The following is a 21,424-nucleotide window of genomic DNA, read 5'->3' on the forward strand; positions in this document are numbered from 1 at the left end:
ATCGGCGCCAGGCGACGACGGGAGAGCGGACGATGCGGAAGACCAGCAGCGCGCTGGCGGCGTTCCTGGCCCTGGCGGCAGTGGTGATGTTCCTGAACACCGTGCCGGCCAGCGCCGCCGCCATCAGGATCATGCCCCTGGGCGACTCGATCACCGGCTCACCGGGCTGCTGGCGGGCCCTGCTCTGGAACAAGCTGCAGAGCACCGGCCACACCGACATCGACTTCGTCGGCACGCTGCCGCCGCAGGGCTGCGGGGTGAGCTACGACGGCGACAACGAGGGCCACGGCGGCTACCTGGCCACCAACGTGGCGAACCAGAACCTGCTGCCCGGCTGGCTGTCCGCCACCAAGCCGGACGTCGTCATGATGCACTTCGGCACCAACGACGTGTGGAGCAACATCGCCCCGGCGACGATCCTCAGCGCGTTCACCACGCTGGTGAACCAGATGCGGGCCAGCAACCCCGCCATGAAGATCCTCGTCGCCAAGATCATCCCGATGAACCCGTCCACCTGCGCCGAGTGCGCCCAGCGCGCGGTGAACTTCAACAACGCCATCCCCGCCTGGGCCGCGGCCACCACGACCGCGCAGTCCCCGATCACGGTCGTCGACCAGTGGACCGGCTTCAGCACCGCCACCGACACCTACGACGGCGTGCACCCCAACGCCTCGGGCGACCAGAAGATGTCCGACAAGTGGTACCCGGCGGTCGTGAACGCCCTGTCCGGCGTCACCCCGACCCCGACCGTCACCCCGACGGTCACCCCCACCGTCACCCCCACGACGGGCGGAGGCTGCACCGCCACCTACCGCACCGCCGGGCAGTGGCAGGGCGGCTTCCAGGGCGAGGTCACCGTCAAGAACACCGGCACCGCCCCGTTGACCTCCTGGACCGTGCGCTGGGCCTTCGCCGACGGCCAGCAGATCACCCAGATCTGGGGCGGCACGCTGAGCGCGAGCGGCGCGGACGTGACCGTGCGCAACGCGAGCTGGAACGGCTCGCTCGCGCCCGGCGCGAGCACCACGTTCGGCTTCCTGGCCTCCTACAACGGGACGAACACCGCCCCCACCCCTAGCTGCTCGTGACGATCCTGGCCACCCGGGGCGCGGCGACGCGCACGTAGTCCTCGGTGGCGAGAGCCAGAGAGCGGTCCAGCCGGGCGGCGTTGAAGTACAGCTCGGGCTGCTCCAGCAGCGACGGGTCCGCGACCAGCTCCAGCCGGGGGTCGTAGCTGAACGGCAGCACCGTGCCGCTGGCGCTGCCGGCCAGCTCCTCGGCCTTGTCCTTGGCGGCGAAGGCGACGTACGTGCCGCCCAGCAGCTCCTTGACCGCCTGGAGGTCGAGCCGGGCGTCGCCGGGGACGACGGCCAGCACGTGCCTGGTCTGCTTCTTGCCGATCTTGACCATGACGACGAGGCACTTGGCGGCCTGCGCGAGGGTGTTGCCGCGCAGCGCGCTGACCAGCTCCGTCTGACCTTCGGGGGCGTGCTCCAGGACCCGGTAGCGGGCGCCGGCGGCGTCCAGGTCGCCCAGCAGCCGGTCATGGAGAGGGGCGGTGAGCGCCCCCGCGTCGTTACCAGTCACCGGCCAGCAGCTCCTTCACCTCGGCGATCCGCTCCTCGTCGCGCCGGTAGAAGACCCATTGCTTGATCTTCGTGCCGCGGATCAGCCCCGCCTTGGCGAGCACCTTGAGGTGCTCGCCGCACGTCGGCTGGCTCACGCCGAGCTTGCCCGCGATGAACAGCGAGCAGACACCGTCGCGGACGAGGTCGCCGTCCCGCTGGGGCGGGAAGTGGCGCTCGGGATCGCGCAGCCACTCCAGGACGAGCAGCCGCTTGTCGTTGGCCAGTGCCTTGACGAGATCCACGTCCAGCACGAAGGCATTATGGCAATAAGCTAATTACCTTGTCGAGAGCCGATCTCAGGACGTCGCCTTCACCACCGGCGGCCCCTCGCTGGCCTGCACCAGCACGAACCCCTGCCCACGGAACGCCAGCTGCATGGCTTCCCCGCTGCCCCGCCCGATGAGCGCGCCCACCTTGACGGTCCGGTTCACCCCGACCTGCAGCGCGGTGCTCCAGCACACGGCCGACTGCGCGTCGGCGTACGTCGGCATCCGGGCCGCGTCCAGCAGCACCGGCGTGCCGTGCGTGGTCACCGCCACCCAACCGGTGCCCGCGACGGTCGTGTTGAACAGCCCGCCGGCCGCCATCCCGGCGCCCTGGACCCGCTTGATGTCCCAGGTGAGCTGCGGCTGGAACGCCAGCAGGTTGCGCCCGTTGACCGTCAGCCCCTCGTTCTCCAGGTAGAACAGGTGGATGTCGTCGGCGTTGTCGGCGAGGTAGAGCAGGCCGTCGCCGCGTACCCGCATGAGGGCCGCGCCCTCCCCCGTCACGGCCTTCTTGAGCAGCTTGCCGAGCCCGCCGCCCTCGTAGTCGAAGTCCATCTGCCCCTGGAAGGCCACCATGGACCCCTGCTTCGCCAGCACCTCCGAAGGCAGCTGCACCCGCAACATCTTGCCGTTCTGCAGGGCGAACCCGCCCGGCAGTCCTTGCTCGTCGAGATTGCCGAACACCGAGCTACGCACGCCTCAACCCTTCGCCACTCCGGACCTTGTGTCGCCAGCGTACGGAACAACGCCTATCCCCGCGCACCAGACAAACCCACATCACCGCAACCGCTGGGCCGCTTCCTCCACCTGCCGGAGGACGGCGTCCGCCCCGCACTCCCCGGCCACGGCCCGCGCCTCGTCCAGCAACCGCCCGGCCTCGTCCGGACGCCCGTCCTGCCCGGCCACGTACGCCAGCCCCACCAGGTTCGCCGCCACCCCGGCCGGGAACCCGACCTCCCGCCGCAGCCGGGTGGACTCCTCCAGCAGCTCCCGGGCCGCCGCCAGCCGTCCCGCGACGTGCTCGGCGATCCCCTGGTGGCGCAGCACGTACGACAGCGTCAACCGGTCACCGGCCCGCACCGCCAGCTCCCGCGCCCGCTCCAGCAGCGGCCGCGCGCTCTCCTGATCGCCCCGGACGACCTGGTGGAAGATCGCCACCCAGAACAGCGCCTCCGCCTCGCCCCGCACGTCCCCGAGCCGCCGGTACAGCTCCACCGCCCGCTCGAACGCTGCCCGCTCGAACGCTGCCCGCTCGAACGCCGTCCGCTCGACCGACTCCCGCTCGACCGCCGCCCGCTCGACCGCCGACCGCTCCCCGTCGTCCGCCGCCTCTTCGCCACCACCGAGGAAGCGCGCGTGCGCCAGCCGCCCCCGGGCCAGCGCCAGATCCGCCTCGACCCCGTCGAGGCCGCGCTCGGCCTCCTCCAGCCCGCCGGCATCGCCCCAGAACACGGCCCGCTCGTACGACACGCCGGCCCGCTCCAGCCGCTCGTCCATCCCGCGTCCTCCCCGGCGCGCCCGGCGGTGCGCTACCGATCGGCCGCCGACCCGTCCCTGCCCGCCAGCTCCCGCACCACCTCGATCAGCTCCGCCGGGTCGAACGGCTTGGTGAGATAGGCGTCGACCCCGATGCCCAGCCCCCGCCGCCGGTCGTCGTCCTGCGCCCGCGCCGTGATCAGCACCACCCTGATATGGCTGGTGTCCTCCTCCGTCCGCAGCCGCTCCGCCGTGGTCCACCCGTCCAGGCACGGCATCATCACATCGAGCGTGATGACGTCCGGCCTGACGTCCCTGACCCGGTCCAGGCAGTCCTGCCCGTCGGTGGCGGTCTCCACCTCGAACCCCTCCAGGTTGAGGTTGACCGCGATGAGCTGCCGGATGACCTCGTCATCATCCACGACCAGTACTTTCCCAAGAACCTCGCCCACGGCCGCCAAGCTAACCCTTGGCGGGGGCGTCACGTGCGGTTTTCGCGGGATGTGTTCGACGAGCGTTATCTGGTGCCGACCACTGCCGAGATGCTGATAGCCTTGTCACTCGTTGAGCCCCCTTAGCTCAGGGGATAGAGCACCGGCCTCCGGAGCCGGGTGCGCAGGTTCGAATCCTGCAGGGGGCACACGATCTTGATCAGCGGTTTGAGCCGCTGACCAGGGCGAACATCGCAGGTACGGGCGGGCCTCCAGTCTCACGGAGTCCCGCCCGTTCTCGTTGACGCTCCCTGGTTGTGGACCAGGCGTGGACCATGATCAGACAGAACCTCGCCAAGCGCGTGCGGACTCATGGGCTGGCGGACACGTCGGAAGGCTCGCTGTCCAGAGCACCCCCTACTACACGGCACGTCATCGTCTTGACGAGTTTGCGACACCAGTCAGCGCAGCCGCATGCAGGTAACGGACCAATCAGGTGGCGTCCTTCGCCAGAGCTCACCACGGGCAGCCCGGCTGCGACTGACACCTCCTACGTTGATCCGGTGGCGACCGCGCTACGGCTCTTCGGCCGGCCGCCGCCGACGCCACCCGCGCTGGCACCATGGGCGGCAGACACCATGTTGCGGTTCTTCAACAGATGTGCGTGCGTAAGGCGACAGCAACGCGCACGTGAAGCACAATGTACAAGACATCGCCACAACGACAGGACGGCGGCCCGTGAGCTCACTCGAAGAGGAAATTTCGCAAAGAAGGCGAGAGATTTTCGCCGACTCCTACAGTATGTCCATCGGGGAGATCACTAATCTCTATCGAGATGGCGAGATAGATGTGCATCCAGAATTTCAACGAATATATCGCTGGGACGATCTCCAAAAGTCCCGTTTGATAGAGAGCATACTACTTGGGATACCACTCCCTTCAATATTTGTAGCTCAAGCAGAATCAGGAGCATGGGACGTAGTAGACGGCGTTCAAAGGCTGAGTACTATTCTACAATTCCAAGGCGTACTAAAGGATGATCACGGCAATCTGATCCCTCCAGTAAAGTTGCAAGGCACCAAGCTTCTGCCGTCGCTCGCAGAGAAGGTTTGGGACGACAGTAACTCCAGCAACTCACTTACACCGGCGCAGAGACTGGACTTCAAGCGCGCGAAGCTAGACTTGAAGATTATCAAAAGAGAATCTAGCTCAGAGAGCAAGTACGATCTTTTCCAGCGCTTGAATTCATATGGAGCGCCAGCTACGGCGCAGGAGCTTCGCAGCTGCATTCTTATAAGTATCAATGCCGAATTTTATGGGTGGCTCAAAGATCTTGCATTGAGCGAGCCGTTCCTCGAGACAACATCTCTCAACGAGCGGCTGATCTCAGAGCAGTATAATTACGAGCTCGCCGTTCGATTTCTTGTATTCAGACAAATGAAAGAGTCAACTATATCGGCCATCGGCAACCTTGGGGAGTATCTTACCGAGGCGATATCCACCATGGCTCAGTCTGCAACGTACGACAGAGAAGCCGAAGGCAGAAGATTCAGAAAGACCTTTGAGCTACTCGCAAAAAGCGGCGGCGATGACGTCTTCCGTAGATGGAACCCAGCAAGGAAGCGTTTCCAAGGAGCTTTTCTTAACACAGCGTTCGAGGTTATAGCACTAGGCCTCGGTTGCCACATCGACTCCTATACGGACGCTACCGAAGTCGATGCTCTAGAAAAGGCCAAGAAATTTTGGTCAAGCTCAGATTACTCATCGGGCTTCGCCACCGGGCTCCGTGCAGATACGCGCATGGCCCGGTCGATCCCGATCGGTAGAAACCTATTCAAGAAGTAGGCTTCTAGTGGCAACTGTGGCTGAGTGGCTCATTGATGAGCTGGATCGAGACCTCGCGGCCCGGCGTCGCGAGCTAATAGATCTGCGACTGTTGGTGAGCGCGGCAGATGGCTCGCGAGGAATGATGATAGCCCGTACATGTCAAGTCATGGCCTACGCTCACTGGGAAGGCTTTTCCAAACATGCCCTCCGCAGATATCTAGATCATCTAGTTAAGATGCGCGTCAAGCTTGGCGACCTTAAGTATGAGTTGCAAGCTCTCGCGCTGATGGGCCATATGAAGGAAGCTGTTGCTGCCGAGCGATCAGTCACAGGTAGTGCTTCACTTCTGAGAACCTTAGACTGCCGAGGCACAGAACTTTTCAGTGTAGATGCGGGCGAGGTAATCCGTGTCGGAAATATGACATCAGAGAATTTGCGCACGCTTCTTGAGTGCGTTGCACTTCCCTATCTGGCAGATTACTCAATACGCGAAAACTTCATCGATTCTGTCGTATGCGGGCGACGGCATCGCATAGCGCACGGCGAATGGCAGCCGATAGCCACTAGTGAAGCACGTTCGGTCATAGGAGATGTGCTCAAACTGTGCACCACTTTAAACGACCAAGTGCAAACAGCGGCTCTATATAAGCAGTATTTGGCCTGACAGGCAAGGGTTTCAGTGCATAAAGCAAACTATGACGGAGATGACAGATCCGCGCAGCGACGTAAGCGGCATCATTACGTACCAGAGTCATACCTCAAGGCGTGGACGGACCAAGAGGGACAAGTTGCGGTGCGACGCCGCGATAAAGAATTGCCTTTCCGGGCTTCCACTCGCAATGTAGCCGTAGAAGCCGACCTTTATGCCTTCTCGACGGATGCTGGTATAGACGACACCATGGAGGTGGCTCTATCTCGCATCGAGTCGCCATTGAGTAATCACATTGCTAGCGTAAGGGAGAAGGGGGCACCGCGAAAGAATTCCATCGCTCGCACAGAAATTAGTTTCCTTCTCGCCCTACAGCTTGTTCGAACACCGGAGCGTCTCGACCGAATCATGTTCCCGATTGATGCCGCTAACTTCACCGGAGAGCGGCCAGTCAGCTTCGAGGGAATGCGCCGATTCCTACGCAAGTATCTCGGCGAACCCCCAACGGACAGCGAAATTCGAGGGGCTCTAGACTTCACCAACTACGTTTTATCGCGAGGCGAAGTTACAAAGCGAGAAGCCTTCCATATACTAGTCAAGTCTGCCGAGGAACAACTGGCGCCGAGACTGGCTGCCATGGCTTGGTCGGTGGAGAAGAGTCCTCTACGCACCTTCATAACTACCGACAGGCCAGTTGTTCTATGGCGACGACGCCCTCAACGTTTTAGCGGAGTCGGACTGGATAATGCAGACGAGGTGTGGTTCCCACTAGGTCCACATCATCTCTTAGTACTCCGCCCTCGGCATCCTGAGCGCCGGTATGTTATCGAGGAAGCTCGACACCAGCTGGTAAATAGGCATATAGCTTCCGCTTGCTACAAGATGATTATCGGCATCCCGGAAGACCTCGATTACCTCCGATTGCTCCCCCTGCAGACAGTACGTCCAGCAATGAGATTCAATACAGGACCACTACTCGAAGTAGATTCACGCGGCAAGACGCGCACTACAGGTCACGAGATTTTGCACACGTTCGTCCCATACAACGATGAGGGATAGCGATACAATCACAGCAAATGCGCTTTTCGAGTACGCAGCAACAGCCGCAGCGGAGAGGCTAGTTGGTCACGCCTGCCTCTAAATTCTAACCTTCGGCAGGTACATGCAGATGAGCATTCACACGCACCTGCCGAAGCACAGCATTCACTGCATGATTTTGATCAGGTTTCGAGTGCGGCTTCGATTCGGCGATTAATCTGATCGTCGCGCCCGTCGAGGCACTTGGCGTACCGCTTGAGGAGGACCTCCACGCTGTTGCCAGCGCGCTCCGCTACCACCGTCGCATCAACACCTGCGTTAAGCCACGTGGACAGGGCAGCGTGGCGCAAGTCGTACGGCTTTCCAGCGAGAGGCGAGGCAATCTGCCGCGGGGTCAGGGCCAAACGGCGGGCTTCTTCCCAGGCCCGGGAGTAAGTCGAAGCGCCGAGAACGCCTCCACGTTCGTTGCGAAACAACCGTCCGTCCGAAGCTGCGCCGAACTCTCGGAGATGTGTGTGCAGGATACGCACCAGTTCCGGCGGGATCGGCACAGGTCGGACCTCGCGTTCCTCTCGCTGTTTGAGGCCTCGTTGATCGTGTACGGTCCCACTGTCGGTCCACTGCTTGCCACTACTCGGGCGCGTGACTTCAAGAGTAAGCAACCCCCATCCGTCCTCCGGCAGTAGACAGTCGCTTTCTCTGAGCCCGATTGCTTCGGCTGGGCGAAGGCCAGCGAAGTACAGCGTGGCGAAGAACCCCACAAGGCGGCGTCCTCGGGCACGATGCCAGCTGCCGACGTAGGACAGGCTCACGAGGAGTTCGCGTGCCTGGGCGGGGTTGACCACGCATCGCCGGTCAACGGTGTTGTCCCTGGCCACCTTTTTCTGCTTGACGCGCTTGAGTGGGTTCTCGGTCAGCTCGCCGAGGTCAATCGCGTATTCGAGGGCTGTGTTGAGGCCTCGCCGCCGCCGGGCCGTCGTGTCGGCCGCCGCTCGTTTGCCGTCGCGTGTGAGGGTGAGTTCCTCGCAGATGTTGCGCGCCACGATGGGGTCTGCGAGGTCACTCACGTTGACGGTGCCCTTCTGGAGGAGGCGAACGGCGTAGCTGAGATGTGGCGGAGCCGCCTCGTCCTCCTGACGCGGTAGGAGGGCCCACTGCATCGCGGCTCTGATCTCCTTCTTGGAGAGGCTGGCAGCCTCATCGGCAAGGAGGGCGAACGTGGCTACCGTGAGGCTGTCCACGATGGCCTCACGGGTTTTGGCGGCGGCGCCCTTCCAGCGGGTCGCGTCCGAGATGCAGTGTAAAAGGGAACGAGCGTAGGTTGCCGTGCTGAACCGTCCAAAGTTCGCACTACGCAAGGACCTACGCTCGTGGCACGCACACTACCGCCCGTTCAGGCCATCCGCGCCGAGATCGACGCCCTGTTCGCCGAAGGCCGTGACCTGGTCGAGGTCATCGAGGACGTCGCCCGGCTCGGCGCCCGCCTGATCATCCAGACCGCCGTCGAGGCCGAGGTGGACGCTTTCCTCGGCCGCGCCCGCTACCAGCGCGCCGCCGCCGTCACCGGCAGCGGCGAAGAGGAGACCGTGGTACGACCTGGCCACCGCAACGGGCACTGCCCCACCACCATCAAGACCACCACCGGAGCCGTCACCATCGCACGGCCCAAGCTGCGCGGCACCACCGAGGCGTTCGCCTCCCGCCTGTTCGGCACCGGCGTGACCCGCACCAACGCCCTGGAGACCCTGGTCATCGCCTCCTTCGTGCGTGGCTTGTCCGTGCGCGACGTCGAAGGCGCCCTGGCCGATGCCCTCGGCCCCGAGGCAGCACTGTCGAAGTCGACGGTCTCGACCATCTGCCAGGCCATCGTCGCCGAGTACGACGCCTGGAGCCGGCGCGACCTGACCGGCATCGAGCTGGACTACCTGTTCCTGGACGCCAGCCACTTCAAGATGCACGACGGCCAGCGCGCCGAGCCGGTGCTGGCCGCCTGGGGCATCACCACCGAGGGCAAACCCGTCTTCATCGGCCTGTCGGCCGCCGCGGCCGAGTCGACCGACGCCTGGCACGACTTCCTAACCGACCTGGCCATCCGCGGGCTGCGTCCGCCGCTCCTGGTCATCTCCGACGGCGCGCCCGGCCTCATCGCCGCTGCCGAGCAGGCATTTCCCCGCTCGCTGCGCCAGCGCTGTGTGATCCACAAATGCCGCAACGTCCTGTCGAAGGTCAGCGCCGGCGACCAGGCCGAGGTCAAGGCCGCCTTCTGGAACATCTTCGACACCAGCAGCCTGAACAACGACGGCACGGAGATCGAGCCCGGCCCGGCCCTGGTGGCCTGGGTACAGGCCCGCATCGACGCCTTCGCCGAGACCTGGGGCGGACGCTACCCGGCCGCGGTCAAGAGCCTGCTGACCGACCGGCAGAGCCTGACCACCTACCTGCGCTTCCCGCCCGAGCACCACAAACGCATCCGCCACTCCAACTTCATCGAGCGCACCTTCGGGGAGACCCGCCGCCGCGTCAAGGTCATCGGCCGCTTCCCCGGCGAGACCTCCTGCGTCTCCCTCGTGTGGGCGGTGCTGGACCGGGCCGCGCGAGGCTGGCGCGGCTTCGCCATGACCAGCAAGGGCCTGCGCATCCTTCAAGACCTGCGCCGTGCCCTGCTCCACCCGCCCGCCCAGCTTCGCCCGACCAGCACCACGACGGCCGAGTCGACACCCGACACGGTGGCCGCCTAAGATCGCTCCACGGCACCTACCTCGTTGAGCCTTTTACACCGCTCCGAAGACGCGACCTTCCAGCGCATGCGCACGTACTTCCGGCAAAAGTCGTACCAGCTCAGAGCAGCCTTTTCCGTCTTGGTCATGGAGGCAGGCAGGCCGGTGAGCGTGTCGAAGGACTCGCCCCTCTTCGCGGCCTTGAGCAGGTCGGCGCGGAAACTGTCGGCGAGTGCCTTGGTCAAGAATGCCTTGGACTTCGGCTCTGTACCGACCTTCCATCGGAGCTGGTACGGCTTGGCGCGACCCTTGCGGTTACGGATGCTCCAGATCACGACGTCGTGAGTCAGCATGTCGCCCCTCCCTAGGCTGCGGTCTGCTCGAAGGTGGTGAGCCAGGCGTCCAGGTCGCAGCGACGGACCTTGCGCTTGCCGTTGGGGAGCTTCAGTGACCTCGGGCCGCGGCCGGTGTTCAGCCAGCGGTAGAAGGTGGATTTCGGGACGTCGATCTCGTCGAGGACCTCGGCGATGGTGAGCAGGGTCTTGGGACGCGTTGTCATGGTGATGCTTGCCTTTCGGACATCGTGATCGGTGCTGGGTGATGCCTCGGCGGTTGTGCTTGGCGGCTGGTCGCCGAGGGTGCTCGCGGGTGGTTGGGCGGGGGAAGCCGTCCCAGCCGTCCCAGGGTCATTTCCGCAGGTCAAGCCTGGGACGGCTTGATTGGGTGGGACGGGTCATGCCGTCCCAGCGATCGGAGCCGTCCCGCTCTGACCTGCGGTGACGAGGCTGGGACGGCTGGGACGAGCGTCCCTCTCGATCGGCACGACGTCGGCATCTGGGATGGGGTCGAGGCTGGGGCAGTAGCGCGCCCAGGCGTCGGTGAAGTCGGCGCGCTGGTAGCCCTTGGCCTGGCCGTTGGGGAAGCGGATGTTGCCTGAGCGGATGTCGTACTCGCGCAGCATCGTGCCGAGCTTCATCGCGGTCAGGCCTGCCGGACCGTGGTCGGCCCATTCGCTCTCGGGGTCGCTCTTGAGCCGCTCCAGCAAGACGGCGGTAGGTAGTGCGGTGTCGAGGCCGAAGGCGGTGCGGCAAGCCGTCAGTAGGCGTACGCGGGCCGAGGTCTGGCCGTTGTCGTCGGCCTCGGCGGTGAGCTTCAACGTGGCGGCGCGGGCTCGATTAGGCCAGCCTCCCCCAGCGTGGTCGGCAACGATGACCAAGGGTTCCCAGGTATCGGCCGCACGGTCTTCGACCGGCATGTTCGGCTCAGCCTCCTCCAGCGCGGACAGGTCGGCGCGAAGCCACTGGTGCAGGTCGGTCGCCAAGTCGCGAAGCGGAGAGCGGTCGCGGCGGTGGCGGTACGGAGCGGCTGTCTCCCCCGGCGCACGGCGGCGCATGCGGATGACGACGGCGCGATCCTCGATGGTGTCGGGCATGGCACCGATACCGGCCAAGGCGGCCATGGCGAAGGTCGGGATGCTCTCCACTCGATTGGTGGCGGCGTCGTAGCGCTTGGCTGGGCGGTTGCGCTGGTGGCCAGCGTTGAGCAGGCCGCGAAGGTCCTCGTTGCCGTCGGCCTTGGGGCCGAAGATGGTGTCGGCCTCGTCCACGAGCATGGTTGGCGGGTCTTCGGTGATGGAGCGGTAGACGGCGGCGCTGGAGGAGTTCACCGTGATGAACGGCTCGTGGCAGGTGGCCTCCACCACGTCCAGGAGCCGGGACTTGCCGCAGCGCTTCTCCGGGCCACGAATGACCAGCCGGGGTGCGTGTGCCCAGGCCGGTTGGGCGTGGGTAGCGGCGATCCACAACGTGACGGCGTCGGCGGCTTCGCTGCTTGGCAGGATGACGTAGCGGGTGAGCGCGGCACGTAGTCGGTCGAGCAGGGCGGCGCCGGTGGGTGTGTGGTCGTCCATGGCTGGTGCTCCTTGAGTGGTGTTCATGCGGCCCTGCCTCGGCGTGGTTGGGCTTTCATCCCGGCGGACAGGCCCGAGGCGATGACGGCGGCGATCTCGCGGGACGGATTCGGGTCGCCTTCGGCGTTGGCGGCCTCCGCGGCGGACTGGAGAGCAGTAGTGACCACCTCGGCGGGCAGCACGCCGCGTGTGACGAGCTGGCCGAGATTGAAGGCGGCGGTGTTGAGCGCGCGGTTGCGGGTGCCACGCTGAGCGGTGGCCACCCGTTCCACCTCGCCCCGTAGGGCCGCCTCGGCGTAGCGAGTCAGCCGGCGTCCGGGCAGGCTCGACAGCAGGTCAGCCGTGCTGAGCGCGGAGGGTCCAGCAGGTGTGAGGGCCTCGGTGAGCCAGGCCGGGAGCGGCGCGGGTGGCCAATGCCGTTTAGATAGAGGATGATCATGGTCCTCGCTGGGTGGCCGAGGGGGTGGGCAACAGCGCGACGGTCGGTGGACCCGCGTACCGGATCCCCTTGTCCGATGGGCGGCGTTCACGGTAGCTGCTGCGGCGTGAGCGTTTGACGGCTCGTGGATAGGAGCGGTGTCGGCGGCGCGGGTTGACGTTGCGTCGGTGCGCGACCTGGTGGAGAGCCCGGGTCCAGGAGGCGTCGGGCGGCTCAGGGGGAAAGGCCGCGCGGTCGGTGACCGAGCGGCGCACGATGCGGACGGTGCCCAGGAACTTGATCCGGTCGGGGTCGAGCCCGGCCGTGGTGGCGGCGGTGCAGATCAGCGTGCATAACGCCCAGTGGGTGAGCAGGTAGGCCCAGATCTCCTGATAGGCCGGCTCGGGGGTGCGGGAGCGGAGGATCCGGCCCGGCCCGCGCAGGTGTGTCTTGAGCTGATCGATACCGGTCTCGGCCTCCCAGCGGTCGTGGTAGCAACGGGCCAGTTCCTCGGCGGTGACCTCGGCCGGGTCGAGGATGCTGGTGATCAGCCGGATGTGCTCGCCCTTGCGGTCGGGCACGGTGTAGTCGACCACCCGGACGATCACCGCGTGCTCGGGATCGAGGTCGCGGCCCTGACGGGCGGCCGCGCGCAGCCGGTCCTTCTGCGATTGGCGCAGACCGGCGGGTTTGGTGATGACGGCGAGCCAGGACCCGTCGGCCAGATCGCGAAGCCAGTATGGGCGCAACCCGGCCTGGACCCGCCACAGCAGATGCGCGCCACTGTGACGGGCCTCGTTCCAGGCGGGGAAGCTATAGAAGCCGCGGTCGGCGGTGAGCAGCATCTCCTCGGTTAGCCGCCGATACAGGGAGAAGGCGAGCGTCTGCTCGCCGGCCCAGCAGCCCGCCACATCGGCGGCCACGATGGCGTGGCTGGCGCACTCGCTGATGGCGACTACCCGGGCCTGTGGGAAGGCGGTCTCGTACCCGCCCGCGCTGTCGCGGCCGAACTCGGCGACGTTGGCCTCGGTGTCGGGCAGGTCCAGGACGAACCCGTCGATCGCCATCACCCGCTGGCCGTGCAACCATGCGCCCGGCGTCGACTCGGTTGCAGCAGGCCGCGCGACCTGCTGGAACACCTCTTTGACCGGCTCGGTTCCCAGGCGCTGGCGGGCTTGGGTGATCGCCCCGCGGGTCGGCGCCTGCCAGCGCGCCCCCGGCACCAGGGCCAGCATGCCCGTCAGCTTCTCGGCTACCTCCTCGTAGTCGTCGTCTGGGTAGAGGCACAACGCGATCAGCAGGTAGACGACCACATGCGCGGGAAGCTTACGCACACGACGCTCCCGGCATCCGTGCGTGGCGATCACCGCATCCAGGACCTGGCGGGGGACCAACGACGTCAGCGCACCGACCGCGACCAGATCCGTCAACCGCCCCGAATCACCCGCGTCACCCGACAAGATCACCGAGCGAAGGTACCAGCAAGATCGCTATCTAAACGGCATTGGCGCGGGTGGCAGGTGGCGGGTGATCTCATATTGGCCGGTGCCGTCCGGCTGGACGACGTGGCTGCCGGGGCCGACGACGTACCCGCCGTGAGCGCGGGTGTCGATGAGCCGGCCGAGGCCGCCGTTGTGGCCTGCGCTGTTGCGCAGCCGTACGCCCTCGGGCGCGGTGAAGTAGAGATGCGTGCCGCCACGTCGCGTGCGAACTGTGAAGGTCCGGTCGGGGTAGGGCTGGCTGTGGTCGGCGCAGAGCTGGCGGAAGACCTCCTCGCCGTTCTGTGGGTTGTGGGTGGCCGGCGGGTGCTCGCCGGGCTTGGGCTGGTCGAGGTCGATCACGACCAGGCGGGACGGGCCGCACGCGATGCCGATGTTGTACGGGTGGCGCGGCCAGAAGGCGGCGATGCGGTCGGTGTCCGTGGTGGCGTGCCGTTCCCAGTTGGTGAAGCCGCGCAACGGCTTCTTGCCGCGTGGGGTGAGCGGGAAGACACGCCAGCCGCGAACGGCGGCTTCCAGGGCCGCGCGGGTCAGGTCAGGCCACCCCATTGGACGCCTCCTGGTCCTCACGTAGGTGAAGGCGGTTGCTCTCGATCAGGCCCTGACGGAGGGCGTCCAATGGGGTGGCCGGGCGCGAGCCGAAGCGCTGCGTGTACACGCGGATCTGGTGATGGAGAAGGTGGCGGGCGTTGGTGGGTGTCATGCTGGAAGTGCCTTTCCTCGTGATCGGGGTGGGTGGCCTCGGCGGTTGTGCTTGGCGGCTGGTCGCCGAGGCCGTATCCCTGGTGCTGCGTGAGCGGCTAGAACGGCGGTTTGTCGCCCGAGGCGGCGGTGTTGGCCCACGGGTCAGGTGCAGTGCCGTTCTGGCTGGTGTGGGACTTGCGGGCCGCCCTGGTGGGCTTGGCGGTGGCGAAGCGGAGCGACGGGCCGATCTCGTCCACGGTCATCTCGAAGACGGTGCGGTTCTCGCCCTCGCTGGTCTCATACGTGCGCATCCGGAGCTGTCCGGAGGCGATGACGCGGGTGCCTCGGGTGAGGGACTCGCAGATGTGCTCGCCGAGGTCGCGCCAGGCCGAGCAGCGCATGAACAGGGCCTCACCGTCTTCCCACTGCTCAAGCTGCTTGTTGTAGACGCGCGGGCTTGAGGCGATCGTGAAGGTGGCGACGGCTGTACCGGTCTGGGTGAAGCGGAGTTCGGGGTCGTTGGTCAGGTTGCCGATGATCGTGATGGTGGTCTCGCCAGACATGGCGGACTTCCTCTCTTGGATCCGGGTCAGTGGGTGCTGTCGCGGTACAGGCGGCGGGCGTAGACGTAGAGCTGCCAGCCGAGGCGCGGCCTCATGCCGGTGCCGTCGCAGGCTCGGCAAGTGCGGTTCCTGCGTCCGGGAGCGCATCGCCGGCAGGTGCCCCACGGCGACGCGATACAGAATCCGATGTAACCGAAAGTGACTACAGGTAGGCAGACGGCTAGAAGGGCGATGGCGGTGACCATGTGGGCCTCCAGGGGCCGATTTCAGCGTTTCCGCAGGTCGGGAACTAGGCGCTAGAGCGCAGGTCGAACATGGTTTTGGGCTCTAGGAGAGCCTCTAGACCTAGAGGGCGCCGCCTCTAGGTCTAGAGGCGATTCGAGCGTCAGGAAGCGGCGCTGGCGCCACGTCCGCCATCACGGTGTGTGATGGCCTTGGTGATGTCCTCTCGGGCCACGCCGATGCGGTTGGCGCCCTTGCCGCCACCCTCGGGCGTGCCCCACACCTGCATGGTCTTGATGCCGTACGGCTTGAGCGCGGTCGTGAGCTGGGCCGTCTTCGCCCCGCCCTCCAGGTCCGCCCACGCGCCGTAGATCTCGGGCCGCAGCTCTGCCAGCCGATGGACGATGGTCTCGTTCCAGACCTTGGCCTCGGATGGCGGGACGACGGCGAGGATGTCGGCGAGCAGGTCGTACGTGGGCGCCATCTGCTCGGGCGTCTCGCCGAGGGCGTGCCCGCTGAGCGCTCCCGCGTTGGCCCGTAGCGCGTGGGCGCGGTCGGCGATGCGCTGGGTCGCGGGCGTGTCCAGGTAAGCCGTGCGGACGACCTTGGGCATCGGCGTCGCGCCGAGCAGGTATCCGATCCCGGCGTCAGTGCCGGGCTGGAACACCGTGGCGCGGATGCCGTTCTTGTACGCGGACGTGCCGAGGATCATGTCGTTCTCCAGTTGGCCGGCCACTCGCAGGCAGAACCGGATGGTCACGTTCGCGCTGATGCCGGTGGGCAGGCTGTCTTTGTCCGGTCGCTGCGTGGCCAGCACCAGGATCACGCCGAGAGCGCGGCCGAGCTTGATGATGAACTCGGCGTCCTGACCGGCCTTGTCGCCGTGCTCGGCGTGGGCGAACAGGTTCTGGCACTCGTCGAAGACGGCGACCAGCGGGTGCAGGCCCAATGAGCGCTTGTCGGCGATCTGCCGGGTGACCTTCTTGTCCGGGCACAGGTCCGGAGGCAGGGCCTTCAGTGCGGCAGCGCGGCGCATGACCTCCTTGCGCAGCAGCGCCAACGAGTCGGCGGCGTAGGCGATGGCCTCGTCCTCGATGCCGGAGACGTAGCGGTGGCAGTTCTGCTCGTGCGGGTCGAGGTCGCCCGTGCCCTTGAGTTCGTGGATCCACAGCTCTGTGGACGGGTCGAGGGCCGCGCCCGAGGCCAGCACTCGCACCGAGGCTGTCTTGCCCTGGCCTGGCTGGGAGCCGATCAGGATGTTCTGCTCGATGAGCGGGACGACGATGGGGCGGCCTCGCGGGTCACAGCCGAACGGGATGCCCTTGAAGACGTCGTGGGAGCTGGCCTTGAGCAGCGGGGACTTGATGACCGTCTTGGACAGGTCCTTGTCCCCCACCCACAGAATCAGGCGCCCCTCGTGGATGGTCGAATCGCCCTCGGGCCAGATGCAGCCCAGCGGGCGGCGCAGCGCCGAGGCCATGCGGTCCCGCTTGTCCATCACGTCCGCCACGGTCACGCCGTACGGCAGGTCGATGTCCGCCCGCCAGCCAGGGCCGTCACGGGTGATCGGGGCGACGAACCGGATGGCGTCCTTGGGGTTCTTGGCTACGGCCTGGTTGATGCCGGCGATGCCAAGCACGGTCAGGGCGCGGATGACGATGTCGCTGGTGAGCTTCTCCACCGCTGACGGCACGACCGCGCGGTTGATCAGCGGGCGGTCGGCGGGCTTGCCGAGGACCCCCAGCGTGGCGATGGCGACCGCGAGCGCCATCCATTGCGTGGCGGTCGGCTGCTTGGCGACCAAGATGGCCGCGATCAGCAGGGTGACCAGCGCAGCACCGAAGGCCAGGGCTCGCAGACGTACGCGGCGGTCACGCTGCCTGCTGAGCTTGAGATACGCCTCGGGATCGGCCTTCTGCACGGCGGCCAGTCGTACGGGCTCACCCTCCAGGTCGAACGTCCATTTGATGCTCCCGCCGACCAGGCGAAGGAGTCCGCGGGGAGCGCGGGCGGTCAGTCGCCCGCCATACAGCGGCAGGCGAGCGACCTGGTAGCCGGCCACGTGAAGGTAGTGGCGACTGACCCATGCGAAGGTCTCGACCGCTTCGGATCGGGAGCGCAGCCACAGAGGAATGATCGGCTGTCGGTTGCGTGCCTTCGCCTCCAACGCGGTCCGCCAGTCCGCTCCGGTCGGACCGGACTGGTCGACGCGGACGACCGCGCCTTCAAGGACCGGTCCGTCCGCCTTCGCGGGGCTGTCCGGCTCGGACCGGTCGGTGTCCGGCTTCTGCGGCTGGCGTCCGGCGCGGGCGGCGTCCAGGTGGACGATGTCCGCGTCCTTGCCGTGCTCGCGGTCCGCCTCGGACCGGTCCGGCTGGTTGCCGTCGTCGTGGTTGGGGTTGTCCTGCTGGTGGGTCATGATGGGTGCACCTCGTCTGACTTGCTGGTCGCGGGGTTCTGGGGCGCGGTCGTTGTCTTGGCGGATGAGGCCGCGCCCCAGGTGGCGGTCAGGGACGATGCGCGGTCGGACCGCTGCTCGTCCGGTCGGTCTACGGGCGTCGTGGCGGTCGGCGCGTGCGGTCCGTCCGCCTCGCTGATGCCGAGTTCGGTACGCCAGGAGGCGGCCAACAGCTCGATCCGGTCCGCAGGGAACGGGCGCTGGGTGAGCAGTTCGGCCAGCAGCATGGCGGTGATGGCTTGGTTGCGGTCGAAGGTCCGTCCGGGATAGCCGGTGACGGTCCACCGTCCGTCTTGGAGTTCGGCCACGTTCGGGCAGTCGTCCGAGGTCATGTGTGTGTCAGTGATGAGCAGGGTCATCAGGCGGCCTCGTCTTCCGGTACGGCTGACGGTCGGTTCTCGGGGCCCTGCCGCTTCAACTGAGCCAGGAGTGCCCCGGCCCTATCGGTCGAGATGCTCTGCCCCAGGCTGCGGATGCCGTCTCGCAACCGGTCACGGGTCAGCGATTTGCCTTGAGCCGTCAAGTCGGCGGCCACTTGCCTCCCCAGCGGGATCAGGTCACCGAGATTCGCCGTGACCGGCTTCTTCGTCGTACGCGGGGCCGGCGGCAAGGCGGGCGGGGTGACCTCCTGTGGAACTCGTACGGCCTTGACCGTCACGTCCTTCGGCGTGAGTTCGCCCAGGCGGTACAGGGCTCGCTCGCGACGGGTGGCCTTCCAGCGCCAGAGCAAGCCGTACCGATCCTGAAGCTCTGTCTTGGCCAGGATGCGCTCACGCTCGCGCCCGAGGGCCTCGGGATAGCTGCGGATCTCCCACAGCACCATCCGACGCCACAGCACTACGGTGGCCAGCGGTGCCAGCAGCCAGCGTGAGCGGCGGATGCCCAGGGCCGTTGCGTTCTCATGTGATGAAACCGAGTAGCTGAAGAGCGTCGGCGGGGTGGCTGCGGTAGTGGTCGGTGGCGGCGGCGATGTTGGTCCAGCCGATCAGGCGGGCCAGGCCGATGGCGAGGTTGCGGAGGCCGGCCATGATGCGGGGTGCGGTGCCGGTGCGGATGCGGGAGGCGTCTTCGCGGTAGGTGACGTCGCGGATGTGGTGCAGGGCTTCGATGCTCCAGTGGCCGCGGATGAGTGCGGCGAGTTGGGCGTGGGTGATCCGGCCTGGTGGCAGGTCGGTGATGGCGTAGATGGTGACGATGGTGGTTTTGCCGGTGCGGTGGTCGGTGCGGCGGCGTTTGATCTGGATCGCCTGGGCGGCGTGCGGGAAGGGCAGGTGGGGGCGGGTGGTGCAGATCTTCATGCGGCGAATCTCGCGGCGGCCGTGCGCGGTCTGGTCGGTGCGGTCGTTGAGGATGGCTTCGCGCCAGGGCAGGGCCTTGAGCCGGTGCAGGAGCGTGGGCTGGTTGCCCTTGACGATGAACAAGTAGTGGCCGCCGGCGGCGATGACGTGGTGGGCGTGGTCGTGCTGGGTGTGCAGGGCGTCGGCGGTGACCACCACGCCGGTCAGGTCCAGGTGGGACAGCAGGGGTGTGAAGGCGGGGATCTCGTTGCTCTTGGCCTCGACCTGCCGTTGGGCGACGACGGTCTGGGTGTCGTGGCGGGTGGCGGCCAGTAGATGGATGACACCGTCCGGGGTACGGCTGCCACGCAGGGTCTTGCCGTCCACGGCCAGGCCGGACAGCGCCGTCCGGGCCGGGAGTTGGATATCGGTGGTGGGCGGGCCGCAGTCGGCGAGTGTGGCCAGGTAGGTGCAGGTCGCCGTGTCGAAGGCGTCGCCGTCCAGCCGGGCGAGCAGCCGTCCTAGGGTGCTGGCGGCCAGGCGCACGGTGCCGGGCAGGCCGGCCCGGGCGCGCAGGTCGGGGTCGTATCCGGTGATGAATCGGGCGATCTTGGTCAGGGAGGTTGCGCCGCCGAGCACGGCGAGCAGGGATATCGCCAGCAGCGGGCCGAGCCGGTAGCGGCGGCCTCGTCGGCTGCGCGGGTCCGGGATGGCGTCCAGGAGCTCGGCGAGTGTGGGCAGGTCAGCCGGTGGGTCGGTGATGGTGACGTGCTCCAGGTGGCGGGTGAGCACGTCGATCGGGGATGATGGCACGCGAACGCGGCCCCTGTTCTTGATCGACTGGCGTAGACACCCAACGATCTTCAGGGGTCGCGTTTGCCGTCTGCCCGCCGGGGTGCCCTCAACCGCCCGGCTTCATCGAGCCCGTGCATGTCTCGTCAGACGAGAACGCTTCGGCCCTGGGCGGATGCCGTCCATGTGATCGGCCCTTGCCAGGTCGGCACGCCTGCGCAGGACGTGAGCGCCGACCTCGATGGCGATGACCCACAGGAGCGGGAGGATGGCGTGAGCCACCACGGCGAACCAGTCGGTCTGTCCCTGTGCGCCGAGGTAGCCGATGACGTTGAGATAGACCGTCGCGGCAGTCAGTACCCACGGGATGAACCGCAGCCAGGCCAGCCGCATGCCGAGGCGGGCCAGCACGATATCGAGTGCGGAGAACACCGCGATACCGAGGTCAATGCCGAGTGGAACGGTCCAGGCGAACCAGCCGAACGAGGGGCCCGCGGCGGCGGCCACGCGCTCGAAGCTGTTGATGAACCCGAGCAAGCCGAGCAGTCCCGTAACCGCCGAGGTGGCGGCGATGGCGGTCTGTTCGCCTTCGGTCAGAGGGCGGGGCGTGTCGCGCTTCATGCCGCCGCCTCTCCCGCGCAGTCCAGGCACACACCGAGGTGGCGCGGCAGCACGTACCCGACATCCGTCAGGCACTCAGGGCAGGTACGGCGGGCGGCGTTGGCCTTGGCCAGCGCGGCGCGCTGGCGCAGGGTGGCGGTGCGCTTGGGGAGGGCGAAGCGCACGTCGTACAGGTAGGCGGCGCGGACGCCGGGTGCGCCGTGGCGGCGGGAGCACCACAGGACTTGCGCCTGTACGCCCTGACCGCCAGGCCGCAGCCCCTCTGCGGTGAGCTGGCGAAGGGTGCGCAAGTGCGGCGGCGCCATCTTCCAGGGGTAGGTGGGGATGCTGTACCGGTCTCCGGCCGGATCCCAGAAGCGAGCACGGATGCGGCTGGACATCAAGCCACCTCCAGGTCTTCCAGGTCGCCGGCGAGGTCGGCGAGCTGAGCGGGCGTCTGCCCCGCCCAGATGCCCGACGTCGGACGGCTCTCCAACGCGTAGAGCTGGCAGAACTGCAGTGCCGGGCAGGTGGCGCAGACCTCGCGGGCGACGGCTTCGCGGGCCGCGCGCTCCTCGCTGCTCTCGATCGTGAGCCGCGGGCCGGTGTGCAGTTCGGGGTCGTAGGTGCATTCGGGGAGCGGCGCTCCGCCGTCCACCCGCCATGTCGCTTCGATGTCGGCGAGCGACATGCGCGCGGGATGGGTGGGGCGGTTCGTGTTGTGTGCCACTGGTGGATCTCTCTTTCTGCGTTCAGTTGCTGACGGTCTGGACGAACCGTGCGAACGACTCGGATGCGCTCATGACCAGGTGCGCTGCCGCCTTGACCAGGGTCGCGGCGCCCTCGGGGTCCTTCAGGGCGTAGAGCACGGCGCAGATCGTGAGGACGGTCGGAAGCACCTTTCGCGGGCGGACAAGCATGGTGAGCCCCTCTCGGGTTCGCGAACCTGCATGCAGGTTCTAAGAGACAT

The 21,424-nt window shown here is 66.6% G+C and carries 25 protein-coding genes and 1 tRNA gene; 6 read left to right on the forward strand and 20 right to left on the reverse strand.

The window, feature by feature from the left end:
* Nucleotides 1-32 precede the first annotated feature (32 nt).
* Nucleotides 33-1,088: a cellulose binding domain-containing protein gene (locus tag MF672_RS50050; RefSeq protein ID WP_242383296.1), complete on the forward strand. Its 1,056-nt coding sequence runs from the start codon at nucleotides 33-35 to the stop codon at nucleotides 1,086-1,088.
* Here the strand turns inward: MF672_RS50050 and MF672_RS50055 are convergent.
* The 5 genes from MF672_RS50055 to MF672_RS50075 all read right to left on the reverse strand — a co-directional run bounded on the left by MF672_RS50055 (nucleotide 1,075) and on the right by MF672_RS50075 (nucleotide 3,822).
* The gene (locus MF672_RS50055; RefSeq protein WP_242383295.1) at nucleotides 1,075-1,587 is read right to left on the reverse strand and encodes a YbaK/EbsC family protein; all 513 of its coding nucleotides are present in this window, start codon (nucleotides 1,585-1,587) and stop codon (nucleotides 1,075-1,077) included. The genes MF672_RS50050 and MF672_RS50055 overlap by 14 nt on opposite strands.
* Nucleotides 1,577-1,879 (reverse strand): ArsR/SmtB family transcription factor, encoded by a 303-nt coding sequence (locus MF672_RS50060; RefSeq protein ID WP_242383294.1) that lies wholly within the window; start codon nucleotides 1,877-1,879, stop codon nucleotides 1,577-1,579. The genes MF672_RS50055 and MF672_RS50060 overlap by 11 nt, the downstream gene beginning before the upstream one ends.
* Before the next feature lie 45 nt (nucleotides 1,880-1,924).
* A complete protein-coding gene (locus MF672_RS50065) occupies nucleotides 1,925-2,590 on the reverse strand; it encodes an AIM24 family protein (RefSeq protein WP_242383293.1) in 666 nt (221 codons plus the stop codon).
* A gap of 81 nt (nucleotides 2,591-2,671) precedes the next feature.
* Nucleotides 2,672-3,391: a hypothetical protein gene (locus MF672_RS50070; protein WP_242383292.1), complete on the reverse strand. Its 720-nt coding sequence runs from the start codon at nucleotides 3,389-3,391 to the stop codon at nucleotides 2,672-2,674.
* Nucleotides 3,392-3,423: 32 nt separating this feature from the next.
* Entirely contained in the window at nucleotides 3,424-3,822 is a 399-nt protein-coding gene (locus MF672_RS50075) for a response regulator transcription factor (protein ID WP_242383291.1), read from the reverse strand.
* A gap of 116 nt (nucleotides 3,823-3,938) precedes the next feature.
* Here MF672_RS50075 and MF672_RS50080 point away from each other — a divergent pair.
* From MF672_RS50080 to MF672_RS52385, 4 genes are all read left to right on the forward strand, one after another.
* Nucleotides 3,939-4,010 (forward strand) — tRNA-Arg (locus MF672_RS50080).
* Nucleotides 4,011-4,539: 529 nt separating this feature from the next.
* Complete coding sequence (locus MF672_RS50085) at nucleotides 4,540-5,646, forward strand: DUF262 domain-containing protein (protein ID WP_242383290.1); 1,107 nt, start codon at nucleotides 4,540-4,542, stop codon at nucleotides 5,644-5,646.
* Nucleotides 5,647-5,662: 16 nt separating this feature from the next.
* Nucleotides 5,663-6,292: an MAE_28990/MAE_18760 family HEPN-like nuclease gene (locus MF672_RS50090; protein ID WP_242383289.1), complete on the forward strand. Its 630-nt coding sequence runs from the start codon at nucleotides 5,663-5,665 to the stop codon at nucleotides 6,290-6,292.
* Between the two features lie 15 nt (nucleotides 6,293-6,307).
* The gene (locus MF672_RS52385) at nucleotides 6,308-7,336 is read left to right on the forward strand and encodes a DUF4238 domain-containing protein (protein ID WP_407654827.1); all 1,029 of its coding nucleotides are present in this window, start codon (nucleotides 6,308-6,310) and stop codon (nucleotides 7,334-7,336) included.
* Nucleotides 7,337-7,497: 161 nt separating this feature from the next.
* Here the strand turns inward: MF672_RS52385 and MF672_RS50095 are convergent, their stop codons facing one another.
* Nucleotides 7,498-8,556, reverse strand: a complete 1,059-nt coding sequence (locus MF672_RS50095; protein WP_247815815.1) for a tyrosine-type recombinase/integrase — start codon at nucleotides 8,554-8,556, stop codon at nucleotides 7,498-7,500.
* Nucleotides 8,557-8,685: 129 nt separating this feature from the next.
* On the opposite strand from MF672_RS50095, the gene MF672_RS50100 reads away from it, so the two are divergent.
* Entirely contained in the window at nucleotides 8,686-10,053 is a 1,368-nt protein-coding gene (locus MF672_RS50100) for an IS256 family transposase (RefSeq protein ID WP_247815236.1), read from the forward strand.
* On the opposite strand, the gene MF672_RS50105 is transcribed toward MF672_RS50100, so the two are convergent.
* The 14 genes from MF672_RS50105 to MF672_RS50170 all read right to left on the reverse strand — a co-directional run bounded on the left by MF672_RS50105 (nucleotide 10,050) and on the right by MF672_RS50170 (nucleotide 21,184).
* Nucleotides 10,050-10,385: a hypothetical protein gene (locus MF672_RS50105; RefSeq protein ID WP_247815816.1), complete on the reverse strand. Its 336-nt coding sequence runs from the start codon at nucleotides 10,383-10,385 to the stop codon at nucleotides 10,050-10,052. The two genes, MF672_RS50100 and MF672_RS50105, sit on opposite strands and share 4 nt — an antisense overlap.
* An 11-nt stretch (nucleotides 10,386-10,396) precedes the next feature.
* Complete coding sequence (locus tag MF672_RS50110; RefSeq protein WP_138688512.1) at nucleotides 10,397-10,591, reverse strand: helix-turn-helix transcriptional regulator; 195 nt, start codon at nucleotides 10,589-10,591, stop codon at nucleotides 10,397-10,399.
* Nucleotides 10,592-10,765: 174 nt separating this feature from the next.
* Nucleotides 10,766-11,941 (reverse strand): DUF3631 domain-containing protein, encoded by a 1,176-nt coding sequence (locus tag MF672_RS50115; protein ID WP_242384129.1) that lies wholly within the window; start codon nucleotides 11,939-11,941, stop codon nucleotides 10,766-10,768.
* 23 nt (nucleotides 11,942-11,964) lie between these two features.
* Nucleotides 11,965-12,204: a hypothetical protein gene (locus MF672_RS50120; RefSeq protein WP_247815817.1), complete on the reverse strand. Its 240-nt coding sequence runs from the start codon at nucleotides 12,202-12,204 to the stop codon at nucleotides 11,965-11,967.
* A gap of 172 nt (nucleotides 12,205-12,376) precedes the next feature.
* Nucleotides 12,377-13,825: an IS4 family transposase gene (locus MF672_RS50125; protein WP_247815372.1), complete on the reverse strand. Its 1,449-nt coding sequence runs from the start codon at nucleotides 13,823-13,825 to the stop codon at nucleotides 12,377-12,379.
* A gap of 24 nt (nucleotides 13,826-13,849) precedes the next feature.
* Nucleotides 13,850-14,407 (reverse strand): bifunctional DNA primase/polymerase, encoded by a 558-nt coding sequence (locus tag MF672_RS50130; protein ID WP_247815818.1) that lies wholly within the window; start codon nucleotides 14,405-14,407, stop codon nucleotides 13,850-13,852.
* Nucleotides 14,408-14,658: 251 nt separating this feature from the next.
* Nucleotides 14,659-15,105 (reverse strand): single-stranded DNA-binding protein, encoded by a 447-nt coding sequence (locus tag MF672_RS50135; RefSeq protein WP_242383934.1) that lies wholly within the window; start codon nucleotides 15,103-15,105, stop codon nucleotides 14,659-14,661.
* Nucleotides 15,106-15,490: 385 nt separating this feature from the next.
* Complete coding sequence (locus MF672_RS50140) at nucleotides 15,491-17,746, reverse strand: P-loop NTPase family protein (RefSeq protein WP_242383933.1); 2,256 nt, start codon at nucleotides 17,744-17,746, stop codon at nucleotides 15,491-15,493.
* Nucleotides 17,743-18,144, reverse strand: coding sequence for a hypothetical protein (locus tag MF672_RS50145; protein ID WP_242383932.1), 402 nt, complete (start codon nucleotides 18,142-18,144; stop codon nucleotides 17,743-17,745). The genes MF672_RS50140 and MF672_RS50145 overlap by 4 nt, the downstream gene beginning before the upstream one ends.
* Complete coding sequence (locus MF672_RS50150) at nucleotides 18,144-18,608, reverse strand: KH domain-containing protein (protein WP_247815819.1); 465 nt, start codon at nucleotides 18,606-18,608, stop codon at nucleotides 18,144-18,146. Before MF672_RS50150 ends, MF672_RS50145 begins: the two co-directional genes overlap by 1 nt.
* 76 nt (nucleotides 18,609-18,684) lie before the next feature.
* Nucleotides 18,685-19,875: an ISAs1 family transposase gene (locus tag MF672_RS50155; RefSeq protein WP_247815238.1), complete on the reverse strand. Its 1,191-nt coding sequence runs from the start codon at nucleotides 19,873-19,875 to the stop codon at nucleotides 18,685-18,687.
* A gap of 102 nt (nucleotides 19,876-19,977) precedes the next feature.
* Nucleotides 19,978-20,475 carry a DUF2637 domain-containing protein gene (locus MF672_RS50160; protein WP_247815820.1) on the reverse strand — a complete coding sequence of 166 codons (498 nt, stop codon included), beginning with the start codon at nucleotides 20,473-20,475 and terminating at the stop codon, nucleotides 19,978-19,980.
* A complete protein-coding gene (locus MF672_RS50165) occupies nucleotides 20,472-20,855 on the reverse strand; it encodes an RRQRL motif-containing zinc-binding protein (protein ID WP_302893434.1) in 384 nt (127 codons plus the stop codon). Before MF672_RS50165 ends, MF672_RS50160 begins: the two co-directional genes overlap by 4 nt.
* Complete coding sequence (locus MF672_RS50170) at nucleotides 20,855-21,184, reverse strand: WhiB family transcriptional regulator (protein ID WP_242377645.1); 330 nt, start codon at nucleotides 21,182-21,184, stop codon at nucleotides 20,855-20,857. Before MF672_RS50170 ends, MF672_RS50165 begins: the two co-directional genes overlap by 1 nt.
* Between the last annotated feature and the right edge of the window lie 240 nt (nucleotides 21,185-21,424).

Source organism: Actinomadura luzonensis (genome assembly GCF_022664455.2).
Lineage (GTDB): Bacteria > Actinomycetota > Actinomycetes > Streptosporangiales > Streptosporangiaceae > Nonomuraea > Nonomuraea luzonensis.